Source organism: Streptococcus sp. 1449, from assembly GCF_013276805.1.
Lineage (GTDB): Bacteria > Bacillota > Bacilli > Lactobacillales > Streptococcaceae > Streptococcus > Streptococcus pseudopneumoniae.
Map to the genome: position 1 here is coordinate 1 of NZ_VMLS01000012.1, position 13,509 is coordinate 13,509.

Below are 13,509 nucleotides of genomic sequence, written 5' to 3' on the forward strand. Positions count from 1 at the left end.
ACGACGACCTACGATGTTAATCCAGAGACTGGTAAGGTTAGCGAAAAGGTTACTGTTGATAGAAAAGAAGCCACGGATACAGTTATCAAAGTTCCAGCCAAAAGCAAGGTTGACCGCGAAGTCCTTCCTACAAGTGTCATCCGTTATGAAAAAGATGAAAGTAGAGACCGAGGAGCTTCTATTGAGATGGTTGACGGAGAAGATGGCTATGTAACCACAACGACGACCTACGATGTTAATCCAGAGACTGGTAAGGTTAGCGAAACGGTTACTGTTGATAGAAAAGAAGCTACGGATACAGTTATCAAAGTTCCAGCCAAAAGCAAGGTTGAAGAAGTTCTTGTTCCATTTGCTACTAAATATGAAGCAGACAATGACCTTTCTGCAGGACAGGAGCAAGAGATTACTCTAGGAAAGAATGGGAAAACAGTTACAACGATAACTTATGATGTAGATGGAAAGAGTGGACAAGTAACTGAGAGTACTTTAAGTCAAAAAGAAGACTCTCAAACAAGAGTTGTTAAAAAAGGAACCAAGCCCCAAGTTCTTGTCCAAGAAATTCCAATCGAAACAGAATATCTCGATGACTCAACTCTTGATATAGGTCAAGAAATAGAAGAAGCAGGAGAAATTGGTGAAATTACGCTTACTACAATCTATACTGTAGATGAACGTGATGGAACAATTGAAGAAACTACTTCTCGTCAAATTACTAAAGAGATGGTAAAAAGACGTATAAGGAGAGGGACGAGAGAACCTGAAAAAGTTGTTGTTCCTAAGAAGTCATCTATTCCTTCATATCCTGTATCTGTTACATCTAATCAAGGAACAGATTCAGCATTAGAACCAGCTAAACCAGTTGCTGCAACAACAGGCTGGAAACAAGAAAATGGTATGTGGTATTTTTATAATACTAACGGTTCCATGGTAACGGGTTGGGTACAAGTGAATGGTTCATGGTACTATCTCAACTCTAACGGTTCCATGGCAACAGGTTGGGCACAAGTGAATGGTTCATGGTACTATCTCAACTCTAACGGTTCCATGGCAACAGGTTGGGCACAAGTGAATGGTTCATGGTACTATCTCAACTCTAACGGTTCCATGGCAACAGGTTGGGAGCAAGTTGATGGTTCATGGTACTATCTCAACGATAATGGTTCTATGGAGATAGGTTGGCTACAAAATAATGGTTCATGGTACTACCTCAACAGCAACGGTTCTATGAAAGCCAATCAATGGTTCCAAGTTGGCAGTAAATGGTATTATGTAAATGCATCGGGTGAGCTAGCGATCAATACAAGTATAGATGGCTATAGAGTCAATGATAATGGTGAATGGGTGCGTTAACAGATTCCTCCCTGCGACACAATTGATAATAGTATGTCTGGATATATAATTATGTATAAAAAGCTATAGATAAGCTCATCTTATAGCGACTATAAAAAAGTGAACAAACCTAGTCTTCTGTACATTAGAATTCAGGTTTGTTCACTTTTTGTTTAATACTCAATGAAAATCAAAGAGCAAACTAGCCGCAGGTTGCTCAAAGCCCTGTTTTGAGGTTGTGGATGAAGCTGACGCGGTTTGAAGAGATTTTCGAAGAGTATAAGTCTTTGATTTTGAGACTAAGGAGAGTCAGGGTCAAAGTAGTGAATGATTCTGAAACAACTCATAATAGTCTCTTGAGAGGACAGATAAGAGTAACAAATATGGTGCTACTCATGTGTCTTGCATTTTGATTTACAAACAGCGAAGAAAATATAGGAAGCTGAAATAAAATATAGATGAATCAATTTGGAGAGTCAACGCAATATATGGCAATATTTTCGAAGCTAGGGGGAAGCATTTTAATTTCAATGTACTAGGCGTCCTCTACAGCTAGCTAGAGTTTCAATTGTAGATGTTCTTTGAAATAATATCTTAGCGATTTATTGGTATTAGAAGATTTAGAGAAATTCTTTCTCAATAAATAAACATGGCATCGCCAAAACTAAAGAAGCGGTAGTGTTCTTGGATGGCATGGTGGTAGGCATCTAAGACTAATTCGCGGCCAGCAAAGGCAGAAACTAACATGACCAGAGTTGATTTTGGCAGGTGGAAGTTAGTTGAGAAGGCATCAACAACCTTCCATTCATATCCAGGTTTGATAAAGATATTGGTCCAGCCAGAATCTGCTTGGATTTGCCCATCAAACTTGGAACCAATGGTCTCCAAGGTGCGGATAGAAGTGGTTCCGACAGCGATGACGCGACCACCATTTTCCTTAACAGAGCGAAGGGTGGCAGCAGCTTCCTCAGAAAGTTGGTAGAATTCTGAGTGCATTTCGTGTTCGTCCAGATTATCAACAGAAACGGGCCTAAAGGTACCGAGTCCGACATGGAGAGTCAGATAGACTAGATGAACACCCTTAGCTTGGATTTCTGCCAACAGTTCTTTGGTGAAGTGAAGACCAGCAGTCGGTGCAGCAGCAGAGCCACTTTCCTTGGCGTAAACGGTTTGATAGCGTTCACGGTCATCTAGTTTTTCATGGATATAAGGTGGTAATGGCATTTCTCCCAGAATTTCCAAAACTTCTAGGAAAATTCCGTGGTATTCGAAGCGGACAATGCGGCCTCCGTGGGTCAATTCTTCTGTAATGACAGCGCTGAGGCGACCATCACCAAAGCTGATACGAGTACCGACCTTGAGGCGTTTGGCAGGTTTAGCCAGAACTTCCCACTCATCTCCAGCAGTATTTTTGAGCAGGAGAAGTTCCACATGGCCTCCAGTTTCTTCCTTTTGACCATAGAGGCGGGCAGGGAGAACGCGGGTGTCGTTCATAACGAGGGCATCACCAGGTTCCAGCATATCAATAATGGAGTGGAAGTGTTTGTCCTGCATTTTTCCTGTCTCACGGTTGACGATGAGGAGTTTAGAGGCATCTCGTTTTTCAAGGGGTGTTTGGGCAATCAATTCCTCAGGTAAGTGGAAGTCAAAATCAGCTGTATTCATATATCTGTTCATTCTTTCTAAGTTCTAATCCTATCCATTATAACATGTTTCAAGTATAGACGCTCTTTTTTTAGAAATTAAATCGTTTTCACTTGACAAAAATTGGTCTATACCATATAATAAAAATAGATAGAAATGGAGGATGAAAAGATGAAAGTTATTAAAGTTGAAAACCAAATCGAAGGTGGAAAAGTTGCTTTTGAGATTTTGAAGGAAAAATTAGCCAATGGCGCTCAAACCTTAGGGCTTGCGACAGGAAGTAGTCCACTTGAATTTTATAAGGAAATTGTTGAAAGTGACCTCGATTTTTCAAATCTAACCAGTGTCAACCTTGATGAGTATGTAGGCCTTGATGGCGACAATCCACAGTCTTACCGTCACTTCATGCAAGAAAACTTGTTCAACCAAAAACCATTTAAAGAAAGTTTCTTGCCTCGTGGTGTTAAGGATCATGCTGAAGCTGAAGTTGAACGCTACAACCAAATTTTGGCTGACCATCCAGTTGACCTGCAAATCTTGGGAATCGGTCGCAATGGGCATATCGGCTTTAATGAGCCTGGTACTCCATTTGACAGTCAAACGCATCTAGTAGAACTTGACCAGTCTACTATTGAAGCCAATGCGCGCTTTTTTGACAAGATTGAAGACGTCCCAACCCAAGCTATTTCAATGGGGATTAAGAACATCTTGGATGCCAAGTCAATCCTTCTCTTTGCCTACGGTGAGTCGAAAGCAGAAGCCATTGCCGGAACAGTGTCTGGCCCAGTGACTGAGAATCTACCTGCAAGTAGTCTCCAAAATCACCCTGATGTGACCATTATTGCGGATGCTGAAGCGCTTAGCTTACTTGAAAAATAAAAAGCAATGTTCTGTTGAACGCTTTCAACTCTTGTATAAATGGAAGAAAAAATCAAAATTAAACCGCATTTTTGCTTGACAATTATTCCTTTTACGTGTAGAATAAAATAGATATTGAACTTGAAGGGAGTGAAAAAAATGTCTAAAACAGTAGTACGTAAGAATGAATCTCTTGACGACGCACTTCGTCGTTTCAAACGTGCGGTTACTAAAGCTGGTACTCTTCAAGAAACACGCAAACGTGAATTCTATGAAAAACCTTCTGTAAAACGTAAACGTAAATCAGAAGCAGCTCGTAAACGTAAAAAATTCTAATTGAAATGAAAGGCTAGAGAAATCTAGTCCTTTTTCTTTTAATACTCTTCGAAAATCTCTTCAAACCACGTCAACGTCGCCTTGCCGTAGATATGGTTACTGACTTCGTCAGTTTCATCTACAACCTCAAAGCAGTGCTTTGAGCTGACTTCGTCAGTTCCATCTACAACCTCAAAACGGTGTTTTGAGCAGCCTGTGGCTAGTTTCCTAGTTTGCTCTTTGATTTTCATTGAGTATAAATAAATACTCCAAAGCCTGCAAAAATCTGAAACTTCCTCCTACAATTTGATATAATAGAGAGAAGAACTCGATTGAAGGAGGAAATGATGTCGGTTTTAGTAAAAGAAGTGATTGAAAAGCTTAGACTAGACATTGTCTATGGCGAACCAGAATTGCTTGAAAAGGAAATCAATACAGCAGATATTACGCGACCTGGTCTTGAAATGACAGGTTATTTTGACTACTACACGCCAGAGCGGATTCAACTTTTGGGGATGAAGGAGTGGTCTTATCTGATCAGCATGCCTTCCAACAGCCGTTATGAAGTTTTGAAAAAAATGTTTCTACCTGAGACACCAGCGGTCATTGTTGCCCGTGGTTTGGTGGTTCCAGAGGAGATGTTAAAAGCAGCCAGAGAATGTAAGATTGCTATTTTAACCAGCCGTACAGCGACAAGTCGTTTATCTGGAGAGTTATCTAGCTATCTGGATTCTCGTTTGGCAGAACGTACCAGTGTTCATGGGGTTTTGATGGATATCTATGGGATGGGCGTCTTGATTCAGGGAGATAGTGGAATTGGTAAGAGTGAGACAGGTCTGGAACTTGTCAAACGTGGTCACCGCTTGGTAGCTGATGACCGGGTCGATATCTTTGCCAAGGATGAGATTACTCTTTGGGGTGAACCGGCTGAAATCTTGAGACACCTGATTGAAATTCGTGGGGTTGGGATTATCGATGTCATGAGCCTCTACGGTGCCAGTGCCGTCAAGGATTCTTCACAGGTTCAACTTGCTGTCTATTTGGAAAACTATGATACACATAAGACTTTTGATCGTCTTGGAAACAATGCAGAGGAAATAGAAATTTCTGGCGTAGCCATTCCTCGTATCCGCATTCCAGTTAAAACAGGTCGTAATATTTCTGTCGTGATTGAGGCAGCTGCCATGAATTATCGTGCCAAGGAAATGGGCTTTGATGCGACCCGTTTGTTCGAAGAACGACTGACAAGTCTCATCGCTCGAAATGAGGTGCCTAATGCTTGATCCAATTGCTATTCAACTAGGCCCTCTAGCCATTCGTTGGTATGCCTTGTGTATTGTTACAGGTTTGATTCTTGCGGTTTATTTGACCATGAAAGAAGCGCCTAGAAAGAAGATCATACCAGACGATATTTTAGATTTTATCTTGATAGCCTTTCCCTTGGCTATTTTAGGAGCTCGTCTCTACTATGTCATTTTCCGTTTTGATTATTATAGTCAGAATTTGGGAGAGATTTTTGCCATTTGGAATGGTGGTTTGGCCATTTACGGTGGTTTGATAACTGGGGCACTTGTACTCTATATCTTTGCTGATCGTAAACTCATTAACACTTGGGATTTTCTAGATATTGCGGCGCCTAGCGTCATGATTGCCCAAAGTTTGGGTCGCTGGGGCAATTTCTTTAACCAAGAAGCTTATGGTGCAGCAGTGGATAATTTGGATTATCTACCTGTCTTTATTCGTGACCAGATGTATATTGAGGGGAGCTACCGTCAGCCGACCTTTCTTTATGAGTCCCTATGGAATCTACTTGGATTTGCCTTGATTCTGATTTTTAGACGAAAATGGAAAAGTCTCAGACGAGGTCATATCACGGCCTTTTACTTGATTTGGTATGGTTTCGGTCGTATGGTCATCGAAGGCATGCGAACAGATAGTCTCATGTTCTTTGGCCTTCGAGTGTCTCAATGGCTATCAGTTGTCCTTATCGGACTGGGTATTTTTATCATTCTATATCAAAATCGAAAGAAGGCCCCTTACTATGTTACAGAGGAGGAAAACTAAATGTTAGAAGTTGCATATATTTTTGTTGCCCTTGCTTTGATTGTATTTTTAGTGTATCTAATCATTACTGTACAAAAGCTTGGCCGTGTTATCGATGAAACAGAGAAGACGATTAAAACCTTGACTTCAGATGTGGATGTGACCTTGCATCATACCAATGAATTGCTGTCTAAGATCAATGTCTTGGCAGATGATATTAATGTCAAGGTGGCAACGATTGATCCACTCTTTAGTGCTGTTGCAGATTTATCTCTATCTGTTTCAGACCTCAATGACCATGCGCGTGTCTTGAGCAAGAAAGCTTCATCAGCTGGTTCAAAAACACTCAAGACTGGGGCAAGTTTATCAGCTCTTCGTCTTGCAAGTAAATTTTTAAAAAAATAAAAAAGGAGAATCCTTATGGGTAAATTATCCTCAATCCTTTTAGGAACCGTTTCAGGTGCAGCTCTTGCCTTGTTTTTAACAAGCGACAAGGGCAAACAAGTTTGCAGTCAGGCTCAAGATTTTCTGGATGATTTGAGAGAAAATCCAGAGTATGCCAAGGAGCAGGTCTGTGAAAAACTGACAGAAGTCAAGGAGCAGGCTACAGATTTTGTTCTTAAAACCAAAGAACAGGTTGAGTCGGGTGAAATCACTGTGGACAGCGTCCTTGCTCAAGCCAAATCATGTGCTCGTCAAGCGACAGAAGTATCAAAATATCGATTCAATAATCTCAAAGAGCAATGGCAAGAAAAGGCCGAAATTCTTGATGAATCAGAAGAGATTGTGATTGATATCAAAGAAGAAAAAATCTAGATTTGATGAGACTGGGCAAAAACTCAATTCTAGGAGAAAATGAAGTAGATCTTCCCATAATCAAACGCATAGTATCAAGGTTTTTCAAGGCCTGATATTATGCGTTTTTTGATTTTCATTGAGTATTATGGTATAATGGCAGTGTTGAAAGTGAAATATTTACATTTTTTATATTTTACTGATATTTTATTAATATTAAGCAATTCATTTTTTTATGATTAGAAATCAATGTGGTAGTTTATAATCAAGCAGAGGAAAAGTTCTAAAATTTTAGTCAAGAAAGGGTTTAGTATTTTGTCAAGGGAAAATAGTAGAACTCTCTATTTTGTAAAAAATAGCTAGAAAGAAAGTTGGTAAAATGAAAGATATTTTTAATAAACGTCAATGTTTTTCGATTCGAAAGTTTTCTGTTGGAGTGGCTTCTGTATTAATAGGCATTGCTTTGTTTACACCATCCCAGGGAGTACTTGCTTCTACGGAAAATTCTCCATCTTCTGTGGATAAAAGAGAAGAAGTTCAACCTATACTAGATAATCAAAATAATCCTTCTTCTGAGTTAGATACCAGAGATGTTCCAATAGGATCTACAAGGACTACAGAACCCGTCAGATCTGGGAATAAGGAAAATAATAGCTTGACCACAAGGGATTTCGTGGCGGGTGAAGACAGATCAAGCACTCCAGCGGTGAGAGCAGCATCAAATCCTTCCGAGGTTAAAAAGTATGAATTAACTGATGAGTATGCTAAGCAAATAAAAGCAGGAGTAATCGGTTCAGAAGGTAATAAGCTTGATAGTTTATTGTTAAACGGCTCTAAGTTAAGTCCAGAAGCCTATACAGATGATGATTACTTGAAGGATAAAGAAGAACTTTATATTTATGAAAAAGGTGGGAAAAAGTATGTAGGTTATAATAGTCATCCCTTATTAGAAGATACTGACGGTGATGGTATTATTGACAGTAAAGAAAAGCCAGATGAAAAATTAAAATGGAATGTAAGTGAGCGCGATATGATTATGTTCATGGAATTATCCTACCGTGATGATAATTATATTGATAGAGTGCTGGATCATAAGAGACCCTTAACAGAGTCAGAGTTATATAAAAAGAATGGTGACAGTAAACCACGTTATGAGTATATGATGATGAATAAGGAATTGGGGCCTTATTGGGAAAGGAAGAAAAGTTACCATACCTCCAGTGGACTAGATGCTGTCTTGTATGAAACGAAGAGTGATTTCTTATATTTACCAAATGGAACTGCACAAGTATTAGCCTTTCGTGGAACAAGTGATGCGAAAGATATAGGAGCTGATATAACACTTGGATTAGGAAGCAATCCTCAACAAGGGATAGATGCAGAAAATATTATGCATGAACTAGCTAAAGATAAGAGTATTACTAATCTTTATTTGACAGGTCATTCTTTAGGAGGATATTTAGTACAACGGGCAATGGTTGAAGCTTATCAGTTGGCATATTCTGACAGCAGAGTCATGTCTCCTAAAGAACAGTTGGCTTATAGAAACGTTTATAATAATGTATTAAAAAAAGGCACAACCTTTAATGCTCCAAAAGTTGTGACCAATTTGCTTTCCAGTCGTGAATTTTGGCAAAAAGGTTTAGATAGCAAAAAAATAGCCAAGTCTGGTAAAATGACTCATTATATTGTTGATAATGATTTGGCGATAAGAAAAGGCGTCAGCAATGATAGTGATGTTGTTATAAATGTTGGACGAACCAGTGGAGGTCACAGTTCACGTTCTTATTTTGAAGCTGATATGATTAATAGACGATCAGAGTTTATATCTGGGAAACGAATTTCCTTAGATGGGACAGGTTATCAAGATAAAAACATTGCAACAGTTAAATCTGTAGAAAAAGTTGGAGAAACTGTTGTATATAGTAAACGCGGAGATGACATCATTAAGTCAATAACTGTGAGTATGAAAGATCTCGATACAGGACAGATTACTAACAATACAATTGATGAAGTGTTTAAGAAAGATGGAGCCAAATCTACAGTTGTCGTTACCCAACTTGAGCCAAGTGTACGTTATGAAAAAGATGCCACAAGAGCTAAAGGTGAAGCTAATGTAACAACAGCTGGTACTTCAGGTACTAGTACAGTAACAACAACTTATAGTGTAAATCCTAACACTGGAGATCTGATTGCACATATAGAACAACCAGTAGTTAAGCAACCGGCAATAGAAACAGTTGTCAAAGTCGCAGCCAAGGATGAAGTAGAATACATTAAAAAAGGAGACGACGTTGTTAAGAAGACAACAAGTTACACAGTAAACTCAAAAACTGGCAGTCTTACTTCGACTGAGAAGGAAGAAGTAGTCAATAGAGGTGGCGCGAGGGATATAGTTGAGTATAATTCAGTTGAACCCAAACCAGTTTATTTAAAAGATGTGAACAGTCCAAAAGGTACGAATACCGTTCAATTTCCAGGGAAATCAGGAAAAACTAAAGTCACCACAACCTATAGCGTAAATCCAGTAAATGGAACCCTAACTCCATCAAAAGGCAAACCAGAAGTCGTAACTCTACCAATAGCTAGAGTTGTAAAAGTGGGAGCGAAGGATAAAGTAGAAGTAGAAACAATCCCATCCCCAGTAACATACGAAAAAGATATTAGTCGCGAAAAAGGCCAAGACAATATTACTGTCCCAGGAAAAGCTGGAAGTAAGACAACCACAACGACTTATACAGTAAATCCAAACAGTGGGGAAGTTACTCCAAATGAAGGAAATCCAGTCATAGTAAATCCAACAGAAACAATCGTTAAAGTCGCGGCTAAGGATAAAGTAGTAGAAACACCAATTGAGCCCACAGTGGTTTATGAAAAAGATGACACTCGTGACTTCGGTACACCAGACAAGCCTAGAAAAGGAGCAAAAGGAAAATCTGTAACGACTACAAGGTATGACGTTAATCCAAATAATGGAACAGTCACAGAACAGGTTGGTAAGCCAGTGGTCACCCCAGCTGGTAAAACAATAGTTAAGGTTGGAGCTAAAACTAAGGTTGAGAGTAGCAAGGATGACCAAGGTCGTGAAGTTATCAACACTACAACTTATGAAGTTGATCCAAAAACAGGTAAGGTAACTTCTACAACAGTAACTACTTACGGGACAAGGAAAGAACTAACGATTGAGAAGATGGTAGTACCATCTCCAGTAGTTTACGAAAAAGATGATACGAAAGAAAAAGGTACAGTCCCAACTACTGTTAAAGGTGAAGATGGTGAAGACACTATCACAACAACTTACACTGTGGACACTAATACTGGAAAGATTACAGCAAGTGAAGGTAAACCAGTTCGTACGAAAGAACCAACGAATACAGTCGTCAAAGTCGCAGCCAAGGACAAAGTAGAAAAAACAGAAATCTCATCACCTAAGAAATATGTGAAAGATGATACACGCGACAAAAATCAACCAAATGTGGAAGAAGCAGGCCAAGCAGGTTCAAGTACTATCACAACAACATATAGTGTTGATTCTACTACAGGCGCTATTACAGAAACAGTAGAAAAACCAGTAGTAGTAAATCCAACAGCAACAATAGTCAAAGTCGCAGCCAAGGACAAAATAGTAGAAACACCAATTGAACCTGAAGTTGAATATGTTAGAGATGGTGAACGAGAAGTTGACACACCTAATGAACGTATTGAAGGAGCTAAAGGTAAAACAGTTACTACAACCACTTACGATGTAGATTCAAAGGACGGTCATATCACAGAACACGTTGGCACCCCAGTCGTCACCCCAGCAGGTAAGACAATCGTTAAAGTAGGAGCTAAAACTAAGGTTGAACAATCTAAAGATTCTGAAGGTCGCGATGTGATTGAGACCACTACCTATGAAGTTGATCCAGAAACAGGTAAGGTAACTCCAACAACCGTGCTAACTTATGGGAAAACGAAAGAACCAACGAATACAGTCGTCAAAGTCGCAGCCAAGGACAAAGTAGTAGAAACCCCGATTGAACCTGAAGTTGGATATGTTAGAGATGGTGAACGAGAAGTTGACACACCTAATGAACGTATTGAAGGAGCTAAAGGTAAAACAGTTACTACAACCACTTATGATGTAGACTCAAAGGACGGTCATATCACAGAACACATTGCTAATAATATAACAACACCAGCTAAGGTAACACCAGGTAAAGTCACTCCAGCAACTCCAGTCACACCTGCTACTAATGGAGGTTCTGATCAAGATACACCTGCACCAATAACTCCAATTCCAGATGCAGTTACTCCGAATGAAAATCATGAAGATACTACAGATGCTAGTGATAGTGATAGTGGAGCTAAGTCAAATGATTCTCAAAATGTATTGCCAAATACAGGAACAGAATCAAATGCGACTCTTGCATCTCTAGGACTTCTTGGTCTGCTAGGCGGTCTCGGACTTGCTCTTGGAAAGAAAAAAGAAGACTAAAAATTTAGTCAAATGAACATTCATTCTTTTGTATTGTAAAGACAAACTAGATTGGTTCTGGGAATCGTGTTCGTCATAAAATACAAAGAATGTTTAGATAAAGAAAGCGAACAATGCTAGGATTTTGTTAAAGGGAATTCTAAGTATTGTTCGCTTTTGTGGTATAATAAGTACTATGCAGAAAAAACCAACGTCAGCCTATGTGCACATCCCATTTTGTACCCAGATTTGTTATTATTGTGATTTTTCAAAAGTTTTTATCAAGAATCAGCCAGTTGATAGCTATTTGGAGCATCTGTTAGAAGAGTTTCGTTCTTATGATATTCAAAAGTTGCGGACCATCTACATCGGTGGTGGAACACCGACAGCCCTGTCGGCTCCGCAACTGGAGGTTTTACTGAATGGCTTGACTAAAAACTTGGACTTGTCTGCCTTGGAAGAGTTGACCATTGAAGCCAATCCAGGAGATTTGGATGCGGATAAGATAGCTGTTTTGAAAAATTCGGCTGTCAATCGTGTTTCGCTAGGTGTCCAGACCTTTGATGATAAGATGTTGAAAAAGATTGGGCGCAGTCATTTGGAGAAGGATATTTATGAAAATATCGATCGCCTGAAACTGGCTGGTTTTGACAACATCTCCATTGATTTGATTTATGCGCTGCCTGGTCAGACCATGGAGCAAGTAAAGGAAAATGTGGCTAAAGCCATTGGACTGGATATTCCCCATATGAGTTTGTATAGTTTGATTTTAGAAAACCATACGGTCTTTATGAACCGCATGCGGCGAGGAAAATTGCCTCTGCCTAAGGAGGAGCTGGAAGCTGAGATGTTTGAGTACATCATCACTGAGCTTGAGCGAGCAGGCTTTGAGCATTATGAGATTTCTAATTTCTCCAAACCCGGCTTTGAAAGTCGTCATAATCTCATGTACTGGGATAATGCTGAATACTATGGCATCGGTGCTGGGGCCTCTGGTTATGTCAATGGTATTCGCTATAAAAACCATGGTCCCATTCGCCATTATCTCAGTGCAGTTGAGGAAGGCAATGCTCGTATCACAGAGGAGTACCTGAGCCAAAAAGAGCAAATGGAAGAAGAAATGTTCCTGGGACTCCGCAAGAAATCAGGGGTCTCTATGGCGCGATTTGAGGAAAAATTTGGATGCTCTTTTGATGGACTTTATGGAGAAATTGTCAGAGACTTGGTTCAACAGGGTCTCATGCAAATAGAGGGTGACCGAGTTCGCATGACAAAAAGAGGTCTCTTCTTAGGAGACACCGTAGCAGAACGATTTATTTTGGAGTAGGATGATGGGCTTAACTTATCAAATGAAAATGAAAATTCCTTTTGATATGGCTGACATGAACGGTCATATCAAACTTCCAGATGTGATTTTGCTGTCCCTACAAGTTTCAGGGATGCAGTCGATTGAACTGGGAGTTAGTGATAAGGCCATTTTAGAAGAGCATAATCTGGTCTGGATTATCACAGAATACGATATTGAGGTGGTTCGTTTGCCTCGTTTTGCGGAAGAAATTACCATCGAAACGGAAGCCCTGAGCTACAATCTGCTCTTTTGCTACCGTCGCTTTACCATTTATGATGAAGCAGGTCAGGAACTCATCCACATGATGGCGACCTTTGTTCTCATGGACCGAGACAGTCGAAAAATCCATGCTGTCGAACCTGAGATTGTGGCTCCTTACCAGTCTGAATTTAATAAAAAGCTTATCCGCGGGCCAAAGTATGAGTTCTTGGAAAATCCAATTAGCAAGGATTACCATGTCCGTTTTTACGACTTGGATATGAATGGTCATGTCAATAACAGTAAATACTTGGATTGGATTTTTGAGGTCATGGGAGCGGACTTTTTGACCCACTATATTCCCAAGAAAATCAATCTCAAGTATGTCAAGGAAGTTCGACCAGGTGGGTTTATTACATCGGCTGTTGAAAGGACTGGACTGGAAAGCAAGCATGAGATTACAAGCGACGGGGCTACCAATGCACAGGCTATTATTACTTGGCAAGAAATAAAAAAGGCTTAG

General features: G+C 39.8%; 11 protein-coding genes and 1 pseudogene. 10 read left to right on the plus strand and 2 right to left on the minus strand.

Features of this window, described 5'->3' with window-relative positions; all coding sequences use genetic code 11:
• Positions 1-1,350, plus strand: a 1,350-nt coding sequence (locus HT687_RS03765) for a PspC-related protein choline-binding protein 1 (protein ID WP_172924086.1), incomplete at its 5' end; no start/stop codon positions are given.
• A 615-nt stretch (positions 1,351-1,965) separates the two neighbouring features.
• Here the strand turns inward: HT687_RS03765 and queA are convergent.
• Positions 1,966-2,994 carry a tRNA preQ1(34) S-adenosylmethionine ribosyltransferase-isomerase QueA gene (queA, locus tag HT687_RS03770; RefSeq protein ID WP_172924089.1) on the minus strand — a complete coding sequence of 343 codons (1,029 nt, stop codon included), beginning with the start codon at positions 2,992-2,994 and terminating at the stop codon, positions 1,966-1,968.
• A gap of 150 nt (positions 2,995-3,144) precedes the next feature.
• On the opposite strand from queA, the gene HT687_RS03775 reads away from it, so the two are divergent.
• Together HT687_RS03775 and rpsU are read left to right on the plus strand one after the other, a co-directional pair.
• The gene (locus HT687_RS03775; protein ID WP_000864588.1) at positions 3,145-3,852 is read left to right on the plus strand and encodes a glucosamine-6-phosphate deaminase; all 708 of its coding nucleotides are present in this window, start codon (positions 3,145-3,147) and stop codon (positions 3,850-3,852) included.
• Between the two features lie 138 nt (positions 3,853-3,990).
• On the plus strand, positions 3,991-4,167 hold the full coding sequence (gene rpsU / locus HT687_RS03780) for a 30S ribosomal protein S21 (RefSeq protein WP_000048054.1): 177 nt from the start codon (positions 3,991-3,993) through the stop codon (positions 4,165-4,167).
• 38 nt (positions 4,168-4,205) lie between these two features.
• Here rpsU and HT687_RS11775 read toward each other — a convergent pair whose 3' ends face one another.
• A complete protein-coding gene (locus HT687_RS11775) occupies positions 4,206-4,397 on the minus strand; it encodes a hypothetical protein (RefSeq protein ID WP_023936048.1) in 192 nt (63 codons plus the stop codon).
• Between the two features lie 96 nt (positions 4,398-4,493).
• On the opposite strand from HT687_RS11775, the gene hprK reads away from it, so the two are divergent.
• The 7 genes and pseudogenes from hprK (at position 4,494) to HT687_RS03820 (ending at position 13,509) form a co-directional block, all read left to right on the plus strand.
• Positions 4,494-5,429, plus strand: a complete 936-nt coding sequence (gene hprK / locus HT687_RS03790; protein ID WP_000115147.1) for an HPr(Ser) kinase/phosphatase — start codon at positions 4,494-4,496, stop codon at positions 5,427-5,429.
• Positions 5,422-6,210 (plus strand): prolipoprotein diacylglyceryl transferase, encoded by a 789-nt coding sequence (gene lgt / locus HT687_RS03795; RefSeq protein ID WP_000886657.1) that lies wholly within the window; start codon positions 5,422-5,424, stop codon positions 6,208-6,210. Before hprK ends, lgt begins: the two co-directional genes overlap by 8 nt.
• Positions 6,211-6,637: pseudogene (locus HT687_RS03800) on the plus strand (DUF948 domain-containing protein). It abuts the gene before it with no gap.
• Positions 6,610-7,005, plus strand: coding sequence for a YtxH domain-containing protein (locus tag HT687_RS03805; RefSeq protein ID WP_000517395.1), 396 nt, complete (start codon positions 6,610-6,612; stop codon positions 7,003-7,005). Before HT687_RS03800 ends, HT687_RS03805 begins: the two are co-directional and overlap by 28 nt.
• A gap of 358 nt (positions 7,006-7,363) precedes the next feature.
• On the plus strand, positions 7,364-11,461 hold the full coding sequence (locus HT687_RS03810) for a YSIRK signal domain/LPXTG anchor domain surface protein (protein ID WP_023936053.1): 4,098 nt from the start codon (positions 7,364-7,366) through the stop codon (positions 11,459-11,461).
• Positions 11,462-11,636: 175 nt separating this feature from the next.
• A complete protein-coding gene (hemW, locus tag HT687_RS03815) occupies positions 11,637-12,767 on the plus strand; it encodes a radical SAM family heme chaperone HemW (RefSeq protein ID WP_023936055.1) in 1,131 nt (376 codons plus the stop codon).
• 4 nt (positions 12,768-12,771) lie between these two features.
• Complete coding sequence (locus HT687_RS03820) at positions 12,772-13,509, plus strand: acyl-[acyl-carrier-protein] thioesterase (RefSeq protein ID WP_023936057.1); 738 nt, start codon at positions 12,772-12,774, stop codon at positions 13,507-13,509.